Source organism: Arthrobacter sp. 10N410, from assembly GCF_056394945.1.
On sequence record NZ_JBFTIP010000004.1, the window covers coordinates 74884 to 95216 of the forward strand.

Here is a 20333-nt window from a genome sequence, read left to right on the forward strand (position 1 = left end):
CGCGCTAGGCCGGCCGGCGCTCCCGCCAGAGCAGCGACACGACGAAGACCACCGCGCCGAGGCCGAGCATGACAAACACCATCAGCCCCCAGTTCGCCTGGCTGACTCCGGTGCCGTAAAAAATGCCGATCAGCACTGTCGCGGTGATGGCGCCGAGGTAGCGGCACGTCTGGTAGATCCCCGCCGCCACACCACGCTCCTCCAACCGGGTGGAGAGGTACATGCCCTGGCTGGACGCGATACTGACCACGCAATACGGGACCCCCAGCAGCGCCGTCATCGCCAGCACCAGCGGAGCGGCCAGGGACGCGGTCAGCAGCCACATGGTTCCGGACGCGGCGATCAGCAACACGACCCCGGCGATCAGCACCCGCCGGACGCCGAAGCTGTCGATGGCACGGACCGCGAACGGTGTTCCGACCACCGAGATGGCGGCGAGCGGCAGCATCAGCAGACCCACGATTCCCGGGTCGTAACCGCCGGCGGTCTGCAGCAGCTGCGGGAGGCCGAAGAAGGCAAAGTAGTAGACGCCGTTGAACAACGCGAAGCCCAGGTACACCAGCAGCAGCGGCCGGTTGGTCCCCAGCAGCCGCAGGTCCAGGAAGGGCGGGCTGAAGCGCAGCTCCCGCACGGTGAACAGCACGGCGAGCAGCAGCCCGCCGCCCAGCAGCCACCAGCGGTAGGCGGGCAGCACATTGAGCAGCGCCATCATCACCAGCACCAGGGCGCCGATGAACGCGCCGATGCCCGGCAGGTCCGAGTCGCGGAGCAGTTCCGACACCTTGCCGCGTTCCCGCTCAACGTCCGCCGGGGCGAACCTGCGGACCACCAGGATCGCCGCCAGCGCCAGGGGCACGTTGATCAGGAACAGCGCCTGCCAGCCCACCAGGCTCACCAGCAGTCCGCCCACCACCGGTCCGACGGCGGCCGCCGAGGTGTTCGCCATCTGGATCCGGCCCAGCGGCCGGGTGGATCTGACGTTGGCCTGCCGGGCCAGCGCCGCGACCATCACGACGGCGCTGGGATACGCCGTCGCGGTGCCGAGCGCCATAAACGCCCGCGCCACGCAGAGCAGCGCGAAGTTCGGCGCGAACGGTGCCAACGCGCAGGTCACGGCCACCAGGGCCATGCCCAGCAGGAACAGCCGGCGCGGGCCGAAGCGGTCCGCGAGCCGTCCCATCAGCGGCTGGCCGGCCGCCGAGGTCAGGTAGAAAGAGGTGACCACCCAGGTGACCGTGGCGACGTCGAGCGCGAAATCCGCGCGCAAGACCACCAGCGCGACCGCGATCATCGAGGAGTTCAGCGGGTTCAGCGCCGTGCCGAGGCTGAGCCCTGCGATGGCGATGCCGGTGCGGGGAGAGTTGCTCACGGCAACAGTCTGTCCTACGACGGCGGCCGGCACCGAACCCGCCGGCCGTCGCGGACCAGTTGGGCCGTCACAGAACGCAGGTTTTGGCGGCTAGCGCCCCTACTGACCCGGCGCCCGGTAGGTGGGTGTCTTCTTGACCGCTTCGTCGATGTCTTCCACCGTCATGAGCGGCTTCAGCCGAACGTTGACGTTGCCGGTGGCATTGATCATCAGCGAGAGGGCTGCGGCATCGGCGTCGCTCGGGGCCTCAAGGACACCCAGGACGTCGGTGTCCCCGAAGGCGTAATAAAAGCACTCGAGCGATCCGCCCACGGATTTGAGGGCGTCCATCAGGGCGTCGCGGCGTTTGCTGCCGCCCTCGCGCATCAGTCCTTTGATTCCTTCGCCCAGGTAATTGGCCTCAAACAGATACTTGGTCATGGCAGTTCCTGTCCCGTGAAGTCCAGGACACAGGCATCCGGGGTGTGCTGGCACCCCAGCGAGGGAGGGTCCTGGAGCCGGTCCCGGAGTGGGGCCGTCGAGGCACAGCGTAGGCCCGCTCCGGCACACTGACAACGGGTTCCGGAAAGTCCGACGGCGGCATCCCACCACCCAGGGGTCGGCTCCGGGTGGCGCGTCAGAGAACCTTGGAAAGGAACGCCTTGGTCCGGTCATGCTGCGGGTTGCTGAGGAGCTGCCGGGGAGGTCCGGCTTCCACCACCACACCCTCATCCATGAAGACCAGGGTGTCCGCAACCTCCCGGGCGAACCCCATCTCGTGGGTCACCACGATCATGGTCATGCCGCTCTTGGCCAGCCCCTTCATCACGTCCAGGACTTCGCCCACCAACTCCGGGTCCAGGGCGCTGGTCGGTTCGTCGAAGAGCATCAGTTTCGGGTCCATGGCCAAGGCGCGGGCGATCGCCACGCGCTGCTGTTGGCCACCCGACAGGTGCGCCGGATAGGCATCCCCCTTGTCCTCCAGCCCCACACGCTCCAGCAGTTCCATAGCCCTGGCGGTGGCCGCTGACTTGGACTGTTTTTTCACCCGCATGGGCGCAAGGGTGATGTTCTCCAACGCGGTGAGATGCGGGAACAGGTTGAACCTCTGGAAGACCATTCCGATGTCCTGCCGTTGGTGCGCTGCTTCACTTAGCTTGAGCTCGTAGAGCTTGTCGCCCTTTTGACGGTAGCCAACCAGCTGGCCTTCCACCGACAGCCTGCCGCCGTCGACGCGCTCCAGGTGGTTGATGCAGCGCAGGAAGGTCGACTTGCCTGAGCCGCTGGGGCCCACAATGCAGAGCACCTCGCCGCGGTCCACTTCCAGGCTGATTCCGCGCAGCACCCTGTTGGTGCCGAAGTTCTTGGAAACCTTTTCCGCAAGGACCATGGGAGCGCCGGTCATCCTTTTCCTCCAAAGTCGTTACCGGTCGGGGCGCCGGGCGCCCCGGGTGCGCCCTGCACGCCAGGTCCCGCCGTCGCCGCCGGCCCGGGCTCCGCGGGTCCCTTGCTGGTCTTCATCCGGCCGGTTCCGCGCGAGAACCGCTTTTCGATGAAGTGCTGGCCAACCATCAGCACCGAAGTAAAGAGCAGGTACCAGAGGGACGCGACGATCAGCAGCGGCACCGGAGTGAACGTCACCGCGGAGATGCCGCGGGAGACGCCGTAAAGGTCAATGCTCAACGGGATCGCGGCCACCAGGGAGGTGGTCTTGAGCATCGAGATAACTTCGTTCCCCGTGGGCGGAATGATGATTTTCATGGCCTGCGGGACCACGACGTACCGCATCGTCTGCCCCCAGGACATGGCCAACGCCGTCGAGGCCTCGGCCTGGCCCTCGTCCACGGACAGCAGGCCGGCCCGCACGATCTCAGACATGTAGGAGGCCTCGTTCAGGCCCAGGCCGATCACGGCGGTGATGAACAGGTTCGTGAAGACCTCATTCGGGATGGTGACCCACGGCGTCATGAACGGAATCCCCAGGGTGAACACCGGATAAATCAGCGACACGATGCCCCAGAAAACCAGCTGGACGTAGACCGGAGTTCCCCGGAAGATCCAGATGTAGAGCCACGCGATGCTCTTCAGCACCGGGTTCGGGGAGAGCCGCATGATGGCCAACAGGAGCCCGATGACGATCGCACCGATCATCGCGTAAATAGTCAGCCACAATGTCACCCAGGCGGCCTGGCTGATCCGGCGGTCGAAAATATACTTCCCCACATCCGCCCAACCGTAATCAGGGCGTTGGGCGGCGTCGAGCACGAACACCGCAAGGCCCAACAGCAGGAGCACGGCGATCACGTTCCGCCAGGGGTGGCGCAGCGGGATCGCGACGATGGCCTCCGCCGGGGCGTCGTCCGTCCCGCTGCCCACGCCAGCGCGCTGCGCGTTACCGGCAGGCTGCGCCCCGCCGGCCGGCGCCGCGCCCGCGGGCAGCGGCTTGGCCGGATCCGGCTCAATCATCCGGTCGGGTTCCCGCTCGCTCATGGGGTGTCACCCTTTGGCGGCCACGTTGAGTTCCGCCGTCTTGATGCCGCCGGCTTCCACTCCCCACTTGGCCAGGATCTTGGTGTACGAACCGTCGTCGATCAGCGACTGGAGCGCCTTCTGCAGGACCGGGGTGAAAGCGCTGCCCTTCGCCACCGGGATCCCGTACGGTGCCACCTCGAACGCGTCGCCGGCGGTCTGCAACTTGTCCTTGGTCTTGGAAATCGCGTACAGCGTCACGGGCGAATCGGCGCTCATCGCGTCGACCTGCCCCACCACCAGGGCGTTCGTGGCCTGGTCCTGGGCGTCGTAGCGGAAGATGGTGATGGCCGGCTTCCCGGCATCCGTGCAGGCCTTCGACTTGGCCGGCACCTCGTGCGTGTCCTCGTAAGTGGTGGCCTGGACGGCGACCTTGAGCCCGCAGGCGTTCTTCGGATCCACGGTCTTGCCCTTCGGCGCGGCCCACTGAATACCGGCGGAATAGTAGTTCACAAAATCCACCTGCTTTTCGCGTTCCACGGTGTCGGTAAAGGAGGACATCCCCATGTCGTCCTTCCCTGCCCGGACGGCCGGGAGGATGTTATCGAAGGTGCCAATGTCGAAATTGACCTTCAACCCCATCACTTTTCCCAGCGCGTTAGTGAGATCCACGGACCAGCCTGCGGGTGCCCCGTTATCGTCCTTGAACTCGTTGGGCGGGTAATTGTTGGCCATGCCGACATTGAGCACGCCGGCGTTCTTGATTTTCTCCGGCAGGGCCGCAGCAATGGCGTCGTTCTTTTTCACGTCGACGGCGTCGGAGCTTGCATTCGCTCCGCCGGAGGCCGCGGGTTCGCTGTTGTTGACACAGCCTGAGAGGGAGAGCGCGGTAGCGATCGTGAGAACGGGAAAAAGGTATCGAGTACGCATGGTTTCCTTAGCTGTTCAGGGATTCATTGGCCTCCCGCGGCGCTGCGGGAGAACTCTGGGTGCCTGCTGGATCAGAGTGAATCACTTCGTGTCGCCTGACGCCGTCGATTCAAGGATTTCCCCGGAATGACGAATGTCCCGGAGAATTTCTCCACCCCGGGCTTTCAACTCGGGAATGCTGGAAACGCCTACTAACGTCATCGTACGCCGGAGTTCGTCCGCGAGGATCTCGATGATCCGTCCGACGCCGGGCGACCCCGCGGCGACCAGCCCGTAAAGGTAGGCCCGGCCGATCGAGCAGGCGTCGGCGCCCAGCGCGAGTGCCTTGAGGATGTCGCTGCCCCGCCGGATGCCGGAGTCCACGTAGATCTCGATCGAACCGCCCACGCGCTGCCGCGATTCCTGCAGGACGTCCATGGGGCTGAGCATGTGGTCGAGCTGGCGTCCGCCGTGGTTGCTCAGTTGCACGGCGTCCAGGCCAATGCGCGAGGCTTTGGCGACGTCGGCAGGGTTGACGCAGCCCTTCAAGACGATTTTGCCGCTCCACGCCTGCCGCAAAGCCTCCAGCTCATTCCATCCGCTGGTCGCGTCCGAGTGGCCCAGGATGTCCTGCCACATGGCGGGCGTAATCATGGAGTTTGCCGCCGCGCTGCGGGGGTCCAGGTTGGGGAAACTGATGCCGTCCGACTTCAGGAAGTTGATCCACCAGGCAGGACGCCGGGCGATGTCTGCGATGGTTGACAGCGTCAGCGCGGGAGGCGCGGTGAAGCCGTTGTGCAGATCCCGCTCCCGGGATCCCAGCGCGCGGGTGTCGACGCCGACAATGAGCGTGGTGAAGCCAGCGGCTTCGCAGCGTGCCAGTTTGTCTTTGAGCGCCCGGGCATCGGAGGTGAGGCCGAAGTTGAACCAGCGGTCAAGGTTCGGCTGGCGCGCCGCGATCGTTTCCATCGCCACGGTGCTTAGCCCTGCCAGCCCGTACGGAATACCGGCCCGGTCTGCAGCCGCGGCGACGGCCGCTTCTCCCTCGGGATGGAACAGCCGGGTGGCTCCGGTCGGGGTCAGGGTGAGCGGCAGGGCGCTTTCGTTCCCCAGCAGGGTGGTGGTCGTGTCGGGTCCGGATACCGGGCCCCAGCTGGGCATCAGGGCCCAGGCATCGAAGACGGCACGGTTGCGGCGCAGCGTCACTTCGTCCTCGGACCCGCCGTCGAGGTAGTCGAAGATCCCGGTGGGCAGCACTTTCCGTGCCGCCTTCCGGTACTCCTCAACGTTGAAGGCGTTGGCCAGCACCCGGCGCCGGCGCGACAAGATGGGCGCCTTGACCTGGATGAGCTGCCTGGCTTCGCTGACTTTCAAGGAGGGCCTTTCAACTGGGTGCGTGCGCGTTCTGGTCAGTACTCAGCCCTTGGTCTTCGCCACCGTCATCAAGATCGCCGAGTCCTCTTCCGCCATCAGGCTGTGCAGCCCGTCGGGCACAATCAGCAGGTCGCCGGCCTTCCCCTGCCAGGATTCCTGGCCGGCCTGCAGCCGGACGCAGCCGCGGATCACGTAGACGGTCGCCTCCCCCGGGTTCTGGTGCTCGCTCAGCTGCGTCCCGGCCTTGAACGCCATCACGGTCTGCCGGAGGACCTTCTCGTGGCCGCCGTAAGCGGTGTCTGCGGCCCGGCCGCTGGGCGCCGCGAGCGCCGCCGTAACCTGCTGGCGGGCAAGGGCCTCGATCGATATCTTCTGCATGCGGGTCACCCTACCCACCGCTGAGGTCCCTGCCGAGGGCCATTTGTCCCGACCGTCAGCCGAAGCGTTTCTTCTAACTCCCGGCTGCGCCTACCCTGAACCCAACGGCCTGCGTTGCGGGCCGCCAAAGTCCGCACCGTCGCAAGGGAGCGTCGAATGAGCGAGGCCACCGCCGGCCCGGTCCGCGAAGCACCCGACGACGGCGCCCTCCGCACGCTCGCCGCCGCCAGTTTCGGTCTCCCCCGGCTCCGCGAGGGACAGCTCGAAGGCATGCACGCGCTCGCCGTCGGCCGGGATGTCCTCGCGGTGATGCCCACCGGGTACGGGAAGTCGGCCATCTACCAGGTCCCGGCGCTGCTCCTTCACCGGCAGCTCAAGCGGCCCACCGTCGTCGTCTCCCCGCTGATCTCCCTCCAGGAGGACCAGCTGGACGGCCTGGCGGCCGTGCTTGGCCCGGACCACGCCGTCGCCGTTAATTCCTCGCACAGCGCCGCGGAGCAGGAGAGCGCCTGGCAGGCCATGGAGCACGGCGAGGCCGCGTTCCTCTTCCTCGCCCCGGAGCAGCTGGCGAAGACCAGCACGGTGGAGCGGCTCGCGGGCCTGAACATTGCCCTGTTCGTGGTGGACGAGGCCCACTGCGTGTCCACCTGGGGCCACGATTTCCGGCCCGATTACCTCGGCGTGGGCGAGGTCCGCGAGCGCCTGGGCAACCCGACGACGGCGGCCCTCACTGCCACCGCCGCTCCCCCGGTCCGGGAGGAGATCCTGGACCGCCTGCGGATGACGGATCCGCTGGTGCTGGTTCGCGGCTTCGACCGGCCCAACATCAGCCTGGACGTCATCCGGCACCACGAGGACAAGGAGAAGCGCCGTGCCGTTGTGCGGCAGGCGGCAGAGTCGGTCCGCGAGCTTCAGGGCCCTGGCCTGGTCTACGCGGCCAAGCGGAAGGACACCGAGAAGTACGCCGCGAAGCTGGCGCAGAAGGGACTGCAGGCCGCGGCCTACCACGCGGGCCGGAGCGCGGCGGAACGGGACGAGGTGCACCGGCAGTTCCTGGCCGGGGACCTCGACGTGGTGGTGGCGACGACCGCGTTCGGGATGGGAATCGACAAGCCGGACGTCCGGTTCGTGCTGCACGCGGACATTCCCGAGTCGCTGGACAGTTACTACCAGCAGTTCGGCCGCGCCGGACGGGACGGCCTGCCCGCCGTCGCGGCGCTGCACTACCGTTCCGAGGACCTGGGCCTGCGCCGCTACTTCGCCACCCACCGTCCGGACCAGGAGGCCCTGTTGGCCGTCCTCGACGTCCTGCGCGACGCCGGCACTCCGGTTCCCCCGCAGGCTCTCGCGGCGGCGACTGGGTACCCGCCGCGCCGGCTCACCGGGCTGCTGAACCAACTGCAGGACACCGGCGGGGTGACATTGGCGTCCGACGGGGTGGGCCTGGCGCCGGGCGCCGATCCCGCGGCGCTGGTGGAACGCGCCGTCGACCTCGCCGCGGCGCGGGAACGAGTCGACAAGTCCCGCATCGCCATGATGCGCGGCTACGCGGAGACGCACCGCTGCCGGCGCCAGTTCCTGCTGGGCTACTTCGGCGAGGACTTCCCCGCCCCGTGCGGGAACTGTGACAACTGCGGCGACGGTTCGGCAGGAAGGACGCACGGCGACGGCGCTGCCACGGCCGGTTCGTCCATGGCCGGCGCGGAAGAGTTCCCGCTGAACGCGGCCGTGGAGCATGCCCTCTGGGGTCGGGGCCTGGTGATGGGCCACGACGACGGGCTGATCACGGTGCTGTTTGAGCGGGAGGGCTACAAGACCCTGTCCCGGCGAGCGGTGCTGGCCAGCGGGCTGCTGAGGCCGCTGCCCTGATGCCCGCACCTTGGGTGTGACCCGCGCTCAGTAGAGCACCCGGAAGTTGCTGAAGGCTCCGGTGGCCGGAGAGATCCGCTCGTCCACGTGGTCCACCCGTCCAGGCGCCTCCGGCGAGCGCAGCCAGGCCCGGAACTGCAGCACCACCGCCTGCGGGCCCTCGACGACGACGCCGACCGTGCCGTCGTCGTTGTTCCGCACGGTGCCGCGCAGGGCGAGTTCCTCGGCCTTGCGCACTGTCCAGTACCGGAAGCCGACCGCCTGCACCATGCCCTGCACCCGGGCCGTCAGACGCACGGCGGCACCCGCGTCCGCAGCCCCGGATCCACCAGCAAAATCAGCCATGCCTCCAATGTAGTCCCGGTCCGGCGCCGCCCACATCCGGGACCTTTGCCCCTTTCAGCCCTGTCCCGGGCCAAGGAGGGTGGAAGAAGACCTCCGGCACAGCGCACTCAGCGGACACCCCGCGACGCCTGCCGGAACGCCTGAAAGGAAAAGACAATGGCAGGACAATTCGAAATCTTCACCGACGCAGAATCGAACGTCCGGTTCCGGCTGCTGGGGGCGGACGGCACAGTGCTCGCTGTCTCAAAAGCCTTCGAGGACAAGCGTTCCGCGGCGGACGGCATCATGGCAGTCCGCGAGTGCGCCGGCACCGGACTGATCCGGGAGACCCATTCAACTCCCTGGGGCGGCACCACCTGGACCAAGAGCAGCACGGCGGCCCGCCCCCACAGCCGCCAGCGACGGCACTTCCCCGCCGTGTAAATTTTGGGATGCGGGCGCCGCGCCTGGGTGCGGCTACCTGGGTGCGGCTACCCCGTCGCCTTCGCCGGCCGCAGGGACGTAATCATCTTCCGGATTGATTGGTATTCCTCCGTGCCGGCGTAGCGCTTCGCCTTCTCCAGATACGGCAACGACGACGGGCCGGGGGTGAGGTTGTTCGCCGGGTTGTAGGTGCCGCCGAACAACGCCCCGCTCGGCGGCCACAGGAAGAGATGGAACATGGGGCAGGCGAGCGGCCCGGTTTCCTCCGGCATCATGGTGATCCCGTAGGCGGCCGTGGTGCTCGGGCCCGGTCCGGTGCCGTCACCGCGGGATTCGAAGACATAGCGGGGAACGCCCCGGTCCGCGCTGCCCGCTTCCACCAGGGCCTGGAGCGGTTGTGAATCGTAGACCTGGTACGGGTACTGCACGGTGCACTCCGCGCCGGTGACGATGTTGGTGCGCAGCTGGGCCATCGGTTTCCCAGCCGCGTTGGTGACATCCACGAAGGCTCCAGCGAGGTCACCGCCGGGATCCCGGGCGGTCCAGCCGGGCGGGTAGTCGAAGGACAGGCCGTCCGAGGTTGTGAAGGTCTGCCAGTTCGACGGCGTTGTCTCAGGCGGCGTTGCCGTTGCTGCAGTCGGTGAGCCGGGCACCGTCGTAGTGGTGGGTGCCGTGCTCTCCGTCGGTGTTACCGGGGCTGCGCAGCCGGCGAGCAGTACGGCCAGCGCAAGCGCGGCGCCCGCCATTTGCCGAGCACGTGCCACCGGCGGACTACTTCCCCGCCGGTCGCAGGGAGAGCAGGGCTTGCCGGATGATCTTGTACTCGGCGGTGTCCTTGTACACCTCCGGCGTGTCCACATGCATGGGCTTGCCGGGCGTGCTGTCGAACGGGTCATAGACGCCGCCAAAGGACGCCGTGTTCGGCGGCCAGGTAAAGGACTGCGCGAACGGGCAGGCCTCGGTTCCGGCGGGCTTCGGCGCGGAGGTGATGCCGTACGCGTAGGTCTGCGCCTTACTTGGATCGGCCGCGGCGGAATCGACCCGTGCCTCATAGGCGAACCTTGGGGTCACTCCGGACTGGGTGAGGGCCGGGATCGGCGCGGAGTCGTAGGCCATGAACTGCGACTTGGTGCTGCACGCCGGTGCCGGTCCCGCCTGGGTCCGCAGCGTCGCCATGGTTTTGCCGTAGTCACTCACCAGCGCGGCAGCACTGCCGGTCACTTTGACCGACCAGGTCGCCGGGTAGTCAAACGTCAGGGTCCCGTCCGGCGTCGTGTACGACTTCCAGCCCGCCGGGGCCGTCGTCGTGGAGCTGGGTGCGGAACTGCTCGAGGGAGACGATGATTCCGCCGTCGGCGAGGCGCTCGCGGTAGCGGAGGCCGACGTCGTGCCTGGCGACATGCTGGCCGGCGCACTGCTGGCTGGCGCCGCCGCCGGCGACCCGCACCCAGACAACAAAACCGCCGCGCAGAACGCGGCGGAACCGAATGTGCCGAATGAGATCCTATGGCTCATGTCACCCTCCCCCAGAGATGCAAGTGGTGGCACTATTCTGGGGCTTTGCCCCACGGATCCTAGGGGCTTAGGTCCCGAATTGTCTCCGGTGGGGCACGGATGCGGCGCGGGAGCGTTGGGGTGACCAGACCCACGTTGACATTCCACCGATTTCAGTTGATCAGCGAAGCTTGCTAGACCTTGAAGGATGCAAGACTTTCTGAGCTCTGCCATGCCCTTCCTCGCCGTGGCCCTGGCCGTGGCCGCCGGGCTGACCGCCTCCTGGCTGGTGCGCCGTGTCATCCTCCGGCTCAACCGCAAGCAGGAGGCCCTCCGGGAAACCTCCCGGATGGCACGGCTGCCGCTGCGCTTCGCGCTCTGCCTGATCGGGGTGCGGATCGCGCTGGCTCTGACCACCGACGACGCCGACTGGCGCCGCAACGTGGACCACGCCCTGGCGATCGCGCTGATCGGCTCCGTCGCCTGGCTGGCGATCGCCGTGCTGCTCATCATCGAAACCATGGTCCTCACGCGGTACCGGGTGGACGTGGCGGACAACCGGCGTGCCCGGCGGCTCCGCACCCAGGTGATCCTGGCCCGCCGGATCGGCGTCGCGCTGATCGCGGTCGTGGCGCTGGGCAGCATCATGCTGACCTTCCCCGCGATCCAGGCCCTCGGCGCGGGGCTGCTGGCCTCTGCCGGCGTGATCTCGATTGTGGCCGGTCTCGCGGCGCAGACCTCACTGGTCAACGTCTTCGCCGGCATCCAGCTCGCTTTCACCGACGCGATCCGGGTGGACGACGTCGTGGTGGTCCAGAAGGAGTGGGGCCGGATCGAGGAGATCACCCTGACCTACGTGGTGGTCCACATCTGGGACGACCGCCGGCTGATCCTGCCCTCCACGTACTTCACCACCACTCCGTTCGAGAACTGGACGCGGCGCCAGTCCGAGGTCATGGGCACCGTGGAGTTCGACCTCGACTGGCGTGCCCCCGTGGAGGCCATGCGGGCGGAGCTAAAGAAGGTCCTCGCCTCGACCGAACTCTGGGACAACCGCGTGGGCATCCTGCAGATCACCGACGCGACGGCTGGCTTTGTCCGGGTTCGCATCCTGGTCAGCGCCGGGGACAGCGCCTCGCTCTTTGACCTGCGCTGCCTGATCCGCGAAGAGCTGGTGCTCTTCCTGCAGCAGGAACACCCGACGGCGCTGCCGCACGTCCGGCTCGAGTCCATGCCGGCCGCCGGAGCCTCGACGCCGCCCGCGCCCCGCCGTCCGGGCAAGCTCTCCGCGGCGGACGACACCGCCTCGCGCTTGCCCTCCGACCCGCACGATTCACAGCTGTTCACCGGTTCCATCGAGGCCGTGCAGCGTTCCCGTGCGTTCTCCGGCCCGGGCGAGGATGTGTTCGAGGACCGCGACAAGTCGATCGCGGCGCAGAACTAGGCCCGCCCTGCCGGGCCAGTCTTCCCTCGCGGCTGGTGCAGGTCGATAATCGGAGCCATGACCATTCCCCCAGCGCCCGAGCCGTCCCCGTTCCCGCCGGAACCGGGGCCGACGTCGCCCGAGCCGCAGCCCGGCGATCCGTTCCCGCCGGATCCGGGGCCGACCCCGCCGTCGCCCATTCCCGGGCCTGAGCCTGTACCGGGGCCAGCGCCCACACCGTCGCCGGCACCGGGACCGTTCCCGACGCCTAATCCACTCCCGATTCCGGACCCTGGACCTGTGCCGCCGCGGCCCGACCCCACAAGGTTCTGAACCGCGGTTTAAAGCAACGCGGGGTCACTTACGGCCCATCCTGATAGCCAGGATGGGCCGTAAGTGACCCCGCGTTGTTTGTAGAGGGTCGGGACTGACTCCTCGCCGGGCGCCTAGTCGATGACGATGTCGTGGGTCCGGTGGTCGTACTGGATGACCAGCAGGCCGCCGCGGTGGTGCACCTCGTGGTTGGCGCCGTCGAAGTGGCCGAAGGCGCCGTAGTTCTCGTCCCAGGACCGGTTGATCGCGATCTTGAAGCTGTAGGAGCCGGGCGGCAGTTCCGCGGCGAGCTTCCAGAGTTGGTCCACCTCGTCCAGCTGCATCTGGACCTCGTCGTACTGCGGGGCCCAGTTGGCAGGCGCACCCAGCAGGACGGTGAAATCGCCGGCAACGGCAACCGCCTCTGGTTGCTCGATGGCCTCCACGCCTGCTGCAGGGGCGGCTTCGGCGGACGCCTCGGACGCCGCCTTACGCTTCCGGACGGCCTTCGCCACCGGAGCCACGGCCTCTTCGACCAGCTTGGCAGCTGTGTCGGCCACCTTTTCGGCGACCTTTTCCGCCACCTGGACGGCCTTCGGGGCTGTCTTGGGAGCCGGCTTGCCGGCGGCTTTCCCGGCCGGGGCGGACGGCAGCGGGGTGTCGGCCGGGACCGGAGTACCGGCGTCGAGCGCTGCAGTGAAGGCGGCGGGGTCGGCGAAGGCGACCGTAGCGCGCTGGCCGTCCTCGGTGATGGTCCAGCCGGAGCGGCCCTTGACCAGCCAGCCGGCCTTGACCAGCTTGGCCGTCGCGGTGGTGAGGGCCTTGTGGCCGCGGGGAATGCCGCCGCTGAGCAGTTCGCGCTCATGGTCATTGAGCGGCACCCGGGCGATGGCCTCGCCCAGCACGACGCCGGCGTTCAGTTTTTCGCCTGACCAGACCCCCTCGGCCAGGACGTCCAGCACAGCCTTAAGCCGAAGGTTCGTGTTTTCCGCAGCGTTCGCGCCCATGGGTCTCCTTTAGAAGCAATTGATCCACCTGCATTTTGCCAAGGTTCGGCAGGTTCCGCGACCGGACCGGGTTAACTCTGGGTGTCGTGACCCACTATGACGGACCGGAGTGCCGCTGTGCGGCTAGATCCGGGGGATCAGCACCGGGGTGTTCTTCTTGTACGCCTCGTAGTCGGCCTGGCCGCCCCACTTGGTGTCGGCTTTCTTTTCGAGATGCGGTACGCCGCTGACCTTGGTGATCAACAGAGCCACGAACACCGGTGAGATGAGGGCAACCCACTGCCAACCCTGCAGTGTGGGCAAGGCAATGATCGCGACGCCGACCCAGAGCAGGATTTCGCCAAAGTAGTTCGGGTGCCGGGACTTCGCCCACAAACCTGTCGAGATGAACTTGCCCTTGTTGGCGGGATCCGCACTGAACCGGGATTTCTGGGAGTCCGCCAAAACCTCGCAGCCGAAGCCCGCCACCCACACCAGGAGGCCGGCTACGGCGAAGCCATCCAGCGCTACCCGGTTCGCGGATGTCATGGCCACCCACGCGGCAGCGGCGGTGAACGCCACCCAGATGCCCTGCATGGTCCAGACACTGAGGAAGCGGACAAAGGAGGGCTTGATGTCGTCAAAACGGTCATCCTTGCCGGCCCGGCTGATCCGACGGAACAGGAACGTACCCAGCCGGACCGCCCAGACAAGCACCAAACCCGCGAGCAACAATCCCCGCGCGTCGATGCCCGGAGTGAGCAGGACGAGCAGCAGCGTGACGGCGATGTAGCTCAGCGACCCGGTCAGGTCGAAAAACTTCTCCGCCTGCGCCAGGAACGCCGGAATGAACGCCAGCCACTGGATCAGGAAAGCGACCCCGACGGCCAGCGCGAAAACGGGAATCCCGCCGGCCACGGCGCCGCCCTGGCTGCCGGCAACCGCCAGCAGCGCCCCAATCACGACAACCCCGGGAATGCTGGCGAGGGCTTTGCGGTCCGAGTCTTTCATCAGGATGTTCCTTTCACAGGCGTCGCCAAGCGCTGGCGCTCCGGGGCGGGGAACCCCGCCACCATCAGTATTGTTCAATACTGGAGAATCGCAGCCCTGACTGGCCGCCGCCTATACTTCGGGGAACGCCAGCACCTTGCCGACAAGAGGAGCCACCATGACCGGTCCCACCAAGAAGTGGCTGCTCGCTTACGCAGTTGCCGCCGTCATCTTTGCCGGCATCGACGCCCTCTGGATCAGCACCGTGGCGAACAACCAATACCGCAGCCAGATCGGGCACCTGCTCCCCGCCAGCTTCAACGTCCTGGGCGCGGTGCTGTTCTACGTCGTCTACGTCGTGGGAATAGTGCACTACGGCATCCGCCCCAACGATCCCAATGCCACACTGCGGAGCCGGGCGGCCGGGGCGGCGCTGTTCGGTTTCTTCACCTACGCAACCTGGGCCCTGACCGCGTTCGCGATCCTCAAGGACTTCCCCGCCGTGGTGGCATTGACCGACATCGTTTGGGGAGCCGCGGTGTGTGCGGCCGTCACCGCTCTCACTGCCCTGCTGCTGCGGCTGGGCAAACCCGTTGCCCACGGCAAACAAGCTGGCTAGAGTGGGTTGATCGCCGCCGCCCCCGCTCGCTCGGGGCTGATCCGCGGCACTCCCCTCTGGTTCAGGAGATCTCCATGGAATCACGCACCCTCGGCTCACTCACCGTCTCCGCCCTTGGGCTCGGCTGCATGGGCATGAGCGAGTTTTACGGCCAAGGCGACGAAAAGGAGTCCGTCGCCACCATCCATGCCTTCCTCGACGCGGGCGGAACGCTGCTGGACACCGCGGACATGTACGGCCCGTTTACCAATGAAAAGCTGGTAGGCAGCGCGATCGCCGGACGCCGCGACGACGTCGTCCTCGCCACCAAGTTCGGCAACGAACGCCGCGAGGACGGTTCGTGGGTCCGCATCAACGGCACGCCCGAATACGTCCGGGCCGCGTGCGACGCGAGCCTGCAGCGCCTCGGCGTCGACCATATCGACCTGTACTACCAGCACCGGGTGGACAAGACCGTGCCGATCGAGGAAACCGTCGGCGCCATGGCCGAACTGGTCCAGGCCGGCAAGGTCAAGCACCTGGGCCTCTCCGAAGCCAGCGCCGACACCGTCCGCCGCGCCCACGCCGTGCACCCGATTACCGCGCTGCAGACCGAATACTCTTTGTGGGAGCGCGAGCCGGAGACCAAGATCTTCCCGGTCCTCGCCGAACTCGGCATCGGCTTTGTCCCCTACAGCCCGCTGGGCCGCGGCTTCCTCACCGGCCAGCTGCGCAGCGAGGAAGACTTCGCCGACGACGATTTCCGCCGCCACTCGCCGCGTTTCCAGGGCGAGAACTTCACCCGCAACCTCGAGCTTGTGGACCGGGTGACGGAACTCGCCACCGAGAAGGGCTGCACCCCGGCGCAGCTGGCCCTCGCGTGGCTGCTGGCCCAGGGCGAACACATCGTGCCGATCCCCGGGACGAAGAAGCGCGAACGCCTGCGCGAGAACCTGGGCGCCGTCGACGTCGAACTCTCCGAGAACGACCTCGCCCGGCTCGATGAGCTGGCTCCGGCCGGCGTCGCGGTCGGCGCGCGCTACCCGCACATGGACAGCATCGACGTCTAAGACCGCAACGCGGGGTCACTTACGGCCCATCCCCAGGGGTGGAATGGACCGTAAGTGACCCCGCGTTGCATTAAGGGCTTTAGCGTCCCGAGGCTGCCAGTTCGGCCAGCAACTCGGTTTTGCGTTCCTCGCTCGCGAAGGAGGACCGGATGGAGTTGGCCGCGAGCCGCACGCAGTCGAACTCGGAGAGCCCGATCACGGACTTGAGCTGGGCAAAGTTCTCATCCACGTACCCGCCGAAGTAGGCCGGGTCGTCCGAGTTCACACTGACGTTGAGCCCGGCCGCGAGCATGCCCGGCAGCGGGTGCTCGGCCAGGGTGTCGACCGCGCGGAGCCGGACGTTGGAGAGCGGGCAGACGGTCAGCGGCATGAGTTCGTTGACCAGGCGTTCCACCAGCTCTGGGTCCTCCATGCAGCGGATGCCGTGGTCGATCCGTTCCACGCCCAGCACGTCCAGCGCCTCGATGATGTACGACGGCGGGCCCTCCTCGCCGGCGTGCGCGATGCGGTGCAGTCCGGCCTCCTTGGCGCGGGCAAAGAGCCGTTCGAACTTCGACGGCGGGTTGCCCACCTCCGCCGAGTCCAGCCCGATGCCGGCGATCGGCGCGTCCATCGCCAGCAGTTGCTCCAGCACCTCCAGCGCCGACTCTTCGGAGAGGTCGCGCAGGAACGCGGCGATGAGCAGGGTGGAGACGCCGAACTCCTGCGCGGAGGTGGCCAGCACGGAGGCCACGCCGTTCACGCACGTCGCCAGCGACACGCCGCGGGACAGGTGCGCCTGCGGGTCCAGCATGATCTCGGCGTGCCGCACCCCGGCTGTGGCGGCGCGCGCCAGGTATGCGCGGGTCATGTCGGCGAAGTCCTGCTCGGTCTGCAGCACGGCCATGTTGGCGTAGTAGAGATCCAGGAACGACTGCAGGTCCGTGAACTCGTACCGCGCGCGCAGCTCGTCCAGGTCCGCGTAGGGCAGGGCGATCCCGTTTCGTTCCGCGAGCGCGAAGATCAGTTCCGGCTCCAACGTGCCCTCGATATGCAGGTGCAGCTCGGCCACGGGCAGCGCGGCATGGACTCCTGCCGGGACCTCGGCGAACTCGGGGACGCCCTCAACCTGGGCCGTGTCGGCGCCGCCATTGTTAGTTTCCATTCGGTAAGGATATGCCTGCCGGAAGCAAGGACGGATAGAGTCGAACAGATGCAGAATAATCAGCAGGCTTCCGATCTTGCCGGCCTGGCGCCGGACCGCCCCACGGATGGTTTCGTCCGGGTCCGCGGCGCCCAGGAAAACAACCTGCGCAACGTGGACGTGGACGTGCCCCGCGACGCGATTGTCGCCTTCACCGGCGTCTCCGGCTCCGGGAAGTCCTCCCTGGCCTTCGGCACCATCTACGCCGAGGCCCAGCGCCGCTACTTCGAATCTGTGGCGCCCTACGCCCGGCGGCTGATCCAGCAAGGCCACAACCCCAAGGTTGAGCTGATCACCGGGCTGCCGCCCGCCGTCGCGCTCCAGCAGCGCCGCGGCACCCCCAGCTCCCGTTCCACCGTGGGCACGGTCACCACGCTGTCCAACTCGCTGCGGATGCTTTTCTCCCGCGCCGGCAGCTACCCCGACGGCGCCGCATCGCTTGACTCGGACGCGTTCTCCCCCAATACCGCGGCCGGCGCCTGCCCCGAATGCCACGGTCTCGGCATCGCGCACACGGTCAGTGAAACCTCGCTGGTCCCGGACACCTCGCTGAGCATCCGCGACGGCGCCATCGCCGCGTGGCCCGGCGCCTGGCAGGGCAAGAACCTGCGCGACATCCTCACCCACCTGGGTTACGACGTCGATACCCCCTGGCGGAAGCTGCCCAAGAAGGACCGCGACTGGATCCTCTTCACCGAGGAACAGCCCGTGGTGGAGGTGACGCCGCAGCGCGACCGGGTGGCCAAGCCGTACAAGGGCCGCTTCTGGAGCGCCCGCAGCTACGTCCTGCACACGCTCGCGGACTCCAAGAGCAGCACCATGCGCGAGAAGGTGCTGCGCTTCATGGAAACCGGCCCGTGCCCGCGCTGCGGCGGCAGCGGGCTGCGTCCCGAGGCGCTTGCCGTGACGTTCGCGGGCAAGACCATCGCCGAGCTCAACGCGGTGCCGATGACCGAGCTGGCCGCGATTATCCGCCCCACCACCGAGCTCACGTCCGCGGGCACGGCGTCGCGGAAGCAGTCCTCGGGCGAGTCCAACGAGGTGGCTGTTGCCATCACCCGCGACCTGCTCCAGCGCGTCACCGTGCTGCTGGACCTGGGCCTGGGCTACCTCGCGCTGGGCCGTTCCACCCCCACCCTCTCCCCCGGCGAGATGCAGCGGCTGCGGATCGCCACCCAGCTGCGCTCCGGGCTGTTCGGCGTGATCTACGTGCTCGATGAGCCCTCCGCGGGCCTGCACCCGGCCGACGCTGAGCCCCTGCTCGCGGTGCTGGACCAGCTCAAGTCCTCCGGCAACTCGGTGTTCGTCGTCGAGCACAACATGGACGTGGTGCGCCGGGCCGACTGGCTGGTGGACGTGGGCCCGCGCGCCGGCGAAGGCGGCGGCGAGGTGCTCTACAGCGGCCCGGTGGCCGGCCTCGCCGAAGTGGAAGCCTCCGTCACCCGGCCCTACCTGTTCCCGGATGCTGCCGGCAAGGCGGACGACGGCGGCCCGCGGGCCCGTCGGGAGGCGGCCGGCTGGCTGGAGTTGCGCGACATCAGCCGCCACAACCTGCAGGAGCTCGATGCCAGCTTCCCGCTCGGTGTCCTGACCGCCGTCACCGGCGTCTCCGGCTCCGGCAAGTCGACCCTGGTCAGCCAGGTCCTCGCCGAGGTGGCCAATTCCTGGCTGCACCCGGACTCTGACGCCGTCACCACAGAGGAAGCAGCCGACGACGCCGGGGAGCCCAGCGCCCCGCTGAGCGTGGGTCCCGTGTCCGGGCTGGAGCAGATCGACCGGCTGGTGAAGGTGGACCAGAAGCCGATCGGACGGACCCCGCGCTCCAACCTGGCCACCTACACCGGGCTGTTCGACGCCGTCCGCAAGGAGTTCGCGGCCACGGACGAGGCCAAAGCCCGTGGTTTCGGCGCCGGACGTTTCTCCTTCAATGTGGCCGGCGGACGCTGTGAAACCTGCCAGGGCGAGGGCTTTGTGGCCGTGGAACTGCTGTTCCTGCCCGGCAGCTACGGCCCCTGCCCGGAATGCCATGGCTCGCGCTACAACCCGGAGACTCTGGAAGTAACCTACCGCGGCAAGAACGTGGCGGAAGTGCTGGGCATGACGGTCAACGCGGCGGCCGATTTCCTCACCGAGGTCCCCGCCGCCGCGCGCGCCCTGCAGACCCTGCGCGAAGTCGGGCTGGGCTACCTCCGGCTAGGCCAGCCCGCCACCGAGCTTTCCGGCGGCGAGGCCCAGCGCATCAAGCTCGCCACCGAGCTGCAGCGTGCCCAGCGCGGCCACTCGCTCTACCTGCTGGATGAGCCCACCACGGGACTGCACCCGGCCGACGTCGAACTCCTGATGGCCCAGCTGCACCGGCTGGTGGACGCCGGCAACACCGTGGTGGTGGTGGAGCACGAGATGGACGTCGTGGCCGCCGCGGACTGGGTGATCGATCTGGGACCGGCCGGCGGCGACGCCGGCGGCAAGATCATCGCCGCCGGGGAACCCGCCGTCGTCGCGCGCTCCAAAACAAGCAGGACCGCCCCGTATCTCGGGGCGGTCCTGAAGGGCTAGAGCCGGGACGGGCGTCAGGCAGTCTTGGGGAGTTCGCGGATGATGCGGACCTTCCACGCGGCGTCGTCACTGGTGTCCAGCAGGGCCACGGTGCCCTGCGCAAGGTGCAGCGCGACGCGCTTGGCGGCGAGCAGTTCCAGGTAGAGCTGTTCGTTCATCCGGGCCGGGGTGTCGATCACGTACTTCACCGCGTCGCGGACCTTGCGGTAGTTGTCGCTGCGCTCACGGTGCAGGTGGAGTTCGAGCAGCCGGCGCTGCCGCAGCCGCGGCTCGTGCCGGTTCAGCCATGACACGGCCGCGTGCACGGCCACCACGAGGGTCAGCGAGATGGCGTAGATTTCCCAGCCGCTGGAGAGCAGGAAGAGCGGCAGGTTGGCGATTGCGACGAGGGCGATGAAAAGGCGGAACGCGAGCAGGCGGCGCATGGTCAGGGCCACCGAGGCCAGGGCCGCGCGGAAACCGCTCTGCTCCTTGCGGGCCGCGGCGGGGTCCAGGGTGAATTCTTCGAGGACCAGGATTCCGTTGGCTTCCGGGCCGAGCATTTGTCCGTACTTGGGCGCAAAGGGCGCCGCTGCTTCAAGGGTCATGGCGGGTCTTCCGTGCGGC

At 67.8% G+C, this 20333-nt stretch carries 21 protein-coding genes; 6 read left to right on the forward strand and 15 right to left on the reverse strand.

Annotation, left to right across the window (positions count from 1 at the left end; all coding sequences use genetic code 11):
- Window positions 1-4: 4 nt before the first annotated feature.
- From AC1DB8_RS11360 to AC1DB8_RS11390, 7 genes are all read right to left on the reverse strand, one after another.
- Window positions 5-1369 carry an MFS transporter gene (locus AC1DB8_RS11360; RefSeq protein ID WP_441418365.1) on the reverse strand — a complete coding sequence of 455 codons (1365 nt, stop codon included), beginning with the start codon at window positions 1367-1369 and terminating at the stop codon, window positions 5-7.
- A 99-nt stretch (window positions 1370-1468) separates the two neighbouring features.
- Complete coding sequence (locus tag AC1DB8_RS11365; RefSeq protein WP_476893080.1) at window positions 1469-1789, reverse strand: GYD domain-containing protein; 321 nt, start codon at window positions 1787-1789, stop codon at window positions 1469-1471.
- A gap of 196 nt (window positions 1790-1985) precedes the next feature.
- Window positions 1986-2753, reverse strand: coding sequence for an amino acid ABC transporter ATP-binding protein (locus AC1DB8_RS11370; RefSeq protein ID WP_476893081.1), 768 nt, complete (start codon window positions 2751-2753; stop codon window positions 1986-1988).
- The gene (locus tag AC1DB8_RS11375; protein ID WP_476893082.1) at window positions 2750-3838 is read right to left on the reverse strand and encodes an amino acid ABC transporter permease; all 1089 of its coding nucleotides are present in this window, start codon (window positions 3836-3838) and stop codon (window positions 2750-2752) included. The genes AC1DB8_RS11370 and AC1DB8_RS11375 overlap by 4 nt, the downstream gene beginning before the upstream one ends.
- A gap of 6 nt (window positions 3839-3844) precedes the next feature.
- Complete coding sequence (locus tag AC1DB8_RS11380) at window positions 3845-4747, reverse strand: ABC transporter substrate-binding protein (protein WP_476893083.1); 903 nt, start codon at window positions 4745-4747, stop codon at window positions 3845-3847.
- Between the two features lie 81 nt (window positions 4748-4828).
- On the reverse strand, window positions 4829-6100 hold the full coding sequence (locus AC1DB8_RS11385) for an alpha-hydroxy acid oxidase (RefSeq protein WP_476893084.1): 1272 nt from the start codon (window positions 6098-6100) through the stop codon (window positions 4829-4831).
- Between the two features lie 42 nt (window positions 6101-6142).
- Window positions 6143-6478 carry a cupin domain-containing protein gene (locus AC1DB8_RS11390; RefSeq protein ID WP_476893085.1) on the reverse strand — a complete coding sequence of 112 codons (336 nt, stop codon included), beginning with the start codon at window positions 6476-6478 and terminating at the stop codon, window positions 6143-6145.
- A gap of 156 nt (window positions 6479-6634) precedes the next feature.
- Between AC1DB8_RS11390 and AC1DB8_RS11395 the strand changes: the two genes are divergently transcribed.
- Window positions 6635-8347: a RecQ family ATP-dependent DNA helicase gene (locus tag AC1DB8_RS11395; protein ID WP_441418358.1), complete on the forward strand. Its 1713-nt coding sequence runs from the start codon at window positions 6635-6637 to the stop codon at window positions 8345-8347.
- 27 nt (window positions 8348-8374) lie between these two features.
- Here the strand turns inward: AC1DB8_RS11395 and AC1DB8_RS11400 are convergent, their stop codons facing one another.
- Complete coding sequence (locus AC1DB8_RS11400) at window positions 8375-8692, reverse strand: acylphosphatase (RefSeq protein ID WP_441418357.1); 318 nt, start codon at window positions 8690-8692, stop codon at window positions 8375-8377.
- Window positions 8693-8848: 156 nt separating this feature from the next.
- Here AC1DB8_RS11400 and AC1DB8_RS11405 point away from each other — a divergent pair, with 156 nt between their 5' ends.
- Window positions 8849-9115, forward strand: a complete 267-nt coding sequence (locus AC1DB8_RS11405) for a YegP family protein (RefSeq protein WP_441418356.1) — start codon at window positions 8849-8851, stop codon at window positions 9113-9115.
- Between the two features lie 47 nt (window positions 9116-9162).
- Here AC1DB8_RS11405 and AC1DB8_RS11410 read toward each other — a convergent pair whose 3' ends face one another.
- From AC1DB8_RS11410 to AC1DB8_RS11420, 3 genes are read right to left on the reverse strand one after another with little or no spacing between them, the layout of a single operon-like run.
- Window positions 9163-9879, reverse strand: a complete 717-nt coding sequence (locus AC1DB8_RS11410; protein WP_441418355.1) for a hypothetical protein — start codon at window positions 9877-9879, stop codon at window positions 9163-9165.
- Window positions 9880-9886: 7 nt separating this feature from the next.
- Window positions 9887-10336, reverse strand: coding sequence for a hypothetical protein (locus AC1DB8_RS11415; RefSeq protein WP_441418354.1), 450 nt, complete (start codon window positions 10334-10336; stop codon window positions 9887-9889).
- A 25-nt stretch (window positions 10337-10361) separates the two neighbouring features.
- Window positions 10362-10562 (reverse strand): hypothetical protein, encoded by a 201-nt coding sequence (locus AC1DB8_RS11420; protein WP_441418353.1) that lies wholly within the window; start codon window positions 10560-10562, stop codon window positions 10362-10364.
- Window positions 10563-10817: 255 nt separating this feature from the next.
- On the opposite strand from AC1DB8_RS11420, the gene AC1DB8_RS11425 reads away from it, so the two are divergent.
- A complete protein-coding gene (locus tag AC1DB8_RS11425) occupies window positions 10818-12053 on the forward strand; it encodes a mechanosensitive ion channel family protein (protein WP_441418352.1) in 1236 nt (411 codons plus the stop codon).
- A gap of 425 nt (window positions 12054-12478) precedes the next feature.
- Here AC1DB8_RS11425 and AC1DB8_RS11430 read toward each other — a convergent pair whose 3' ends face one another.
- Together AC1DB8_RS11430 and AC1DB8_RS11435 are read right to left on the reverse strand one after the other, a co-directional pair.
- The gene (locus AC1DB8_RS11430; protein WP_476893086.1) at window positions 12479-13351 is read right to left on the reverse strand and encodes a pullulanase X25 domain-containing protein; all 873 of its coding nucleotides are present in this window, start codon (window positions 13349-13351) and stop codon (window positions 12479-12481) included.
- A gap of 123 nt (window positions 13352-13474) precedes the next feature.
- On the reverse strand, window positions 13475-14341 hold the full coding sequence (locus tag AC1DB8_RS11435; RefSeq protein WP_476893087.1) for a DUF1295 domain-containing protein: 867 nt from the start codon (window positions 14339-14341) through the stop codon (window positions 13475-13477).
- A gap of 157 nt (window positions 14342-14498) precedes the next feature.
- Here AC1DB8_RS11435 and AC1DB8_RS11440 point away from each other — a divergent pair, with 157 nt between their 5' ends.
- Window positions 14499-14939: a DUF2177 family protein gene (locus AC1DB8_RS11440; RefSeq protein WP_441418349.1), complete on the forward strand. Its 441-nt coding sequence runs from the start codon at window positions 14499-14501 to the stop codon at window positions 14937-14939.
- A 74-nt stretch (window positions 14940-15013) separates the two neighbouring features.
- Complete coding sequence (locus AC1DB8_RS11445) at window positions 15014-15988, forward strand: aldo/keto reductase (protein WP_476893088.1); 975 nt, start codon at window positions 15014-15016, stop codon at window positions 15986-15988.
- 79 nt (window positions 15989-16067) lie between these two features.
- Here the strand turns inward: AC1DB8_RS11445 and AC1DB8_RS11450 are convergent, their stop codons facing one another.
- On the reverse strand, window positions 16068-17132 hold the full coding sequence (locus tag AC1DB8_RS11450) for an adenosine deaminase (protein WP_476893089.1): 1065 nt from the start codon (window positions 17130-17132) through the stop codon (window positions 16068-16070).
- Between the two features lie 48 nt (window positions 17133-17180).
- Here AC1DB8_RS11450 and uvrA point away from each other — a divergent pair, with 48 nt between their 5' ends.
- Window positions 17181-19727 carry an excinuclease ABC subunit UvrA gene (uvrA, locus tag AC1DB8_RS11455; RefSeq protein WP_476893090.1) on the forward strand — a complete coding sequence of 849 codons (2547 nt, stop codon included), beginning with the start codon at window positions 17181-17183 and terminating at the stop codon, window positions 19725-19727.
- 14 nt (window positions 19728-19741) lie between these two features.
- Here the strand turns inward: uvrA and AC1DB8_RS11460 are convergent, their stop codons facing one another.
- Complete coding sequence (locus AC1DB8_RS11460; protein ID WP_441418345.1) at window positions 19742-20314, reverse strand: hypothetical protein; 573 nt, start codon at window positions 20312-20314, stop codon at window positions 19742-19744.
- Window positions 20315-20333 lie beyond the last annotated feature (19 nt).

What these genes read in the sequence shown, in the direction of transcription:
- AC1DB8_RS11365 (WP_476893080.1), bottom strand. Translation starts at nt 1,789, where the DNA reads ATGACCAAGTATCTGTTTGAGGCCAATTACCTGGGCGAAGGAATCAAA.
- AC1DB8_RS11370 (WP_476893081.1), bottom strand. Translation starts at nt 2,753, where the DNA reads ATGACCGGCGCTCCCATGGTCCTTGCGGAAAAGGTTTCCAAGAACTTC.
- AC1DB8_RS11375 (WP_476893082.1), bottom strand. Translation starts at nt 3,838, where the DNA reads ATGAGCGAGCGGGAACCCGACCGGATGATTGAGCCGGATCCGGCCAAG.
- AC1DB8_RS11380 (WP_476893083.1), bottom strand. Translation starts at nt 4,747, where the DNA reads ATGCGTACTCGATACCTTTTTCCCGTTCTCACGATCGCTACCGCGCTC.
- AC1DB8_RS11390 (WP_476893085.1), bottom strand. Translation starts at nt 6,478, where the DNA reads ATGCAGAAGATATCGATCGAGGCCCTTGCCCGCCAGCAGGTTACGGCG.
- AC1DB8_RS11395 (WP_441418358.1), top strand. Translation starts at nt 6,635, where the DNA reads ATGAGCGAGGCCACCGCCGGCCCGGTCCGCGAAGCACCCGACGACGGC.
- AC1DB8_RS11400 (WP_441418357.1), bottom strand. Translation starts at nt 8,692, where the DNA reads ATGGCTGATTTTGCTGGTGGATCCGGGGCTGCGGACGCGGGTGCCGCC.
- AC1DB8_RS11405 (WP_441418356.1), top strand. Translation starts at nt 8,849, where the DNA reads ATGGCAGGACAATTCGAAATCTTCACCGACGCAGAATCGAACGTCCGG.
- AC1DB8_RS11425 (WP_441418352.1), top strand. Translation starts at nt 10,818, where the DNA reads ATGCAAGACTTTCTGAGCTCTGCCATGCCCTTCCTCGCCGTGGCCCTG.
- AC1DB8_RS11430 (WP_476893086.1), bottom strand. Translation starts at nt 13,351, where the DNA reads ATGGGCGCGAACGCTGCGGAAAACACGAACCTTCGGCTTAAGGCTGTG.
- AC1DB8_RS11435 (WP_476893087.1), bottom strand. Translation starts at nt 14,341, where the DNA reads ATGAAAGACTCGGACCGCAAAGCCCTCGCCAGCATTCCCGGGGTTGTC.
- AC1DB8_RS11440 (WP_441418349.1), top strand. Translation starts at nt 14,499, where the DNA reads ATGACCGGTCCCACCAAGAAGTGGCTGCTCGCTTACGCAGTTGCCGCC.
- AC1DB8_RS11445 (WP_476893088.1), top strand. Translation starts at nt 15,014, where the DNA reads ATGGAATCACGCACCCTCGGCTCACTCACCGTCTCCGCCCTTGGGCTC.
- AC1DB8_RS11450 (WP_476893089.1), bottom strand. Translation starts at nt 17,132, where the DNA reads ATGGAAACTAACAATGGCGGCGCCGACACGGCCCAGGTTGAGGGCGTC.
- uvrA (WP_476893090.1), top strand. Translation starts at nt 17,181, where the DNA reads ATGCAGAATAATCAGCAGGCTTCCGATCTTGCCGGCCTGGCGCCGGAC.
- AC1DB8_RS11460 (WP_441418345.1), bottom strand. Translation starts at nt 20,314, where the DNA reads ATGACCCTTGAAGCAGCGGCGCCCTTTGCGCCCAAGTACGGACAAATG.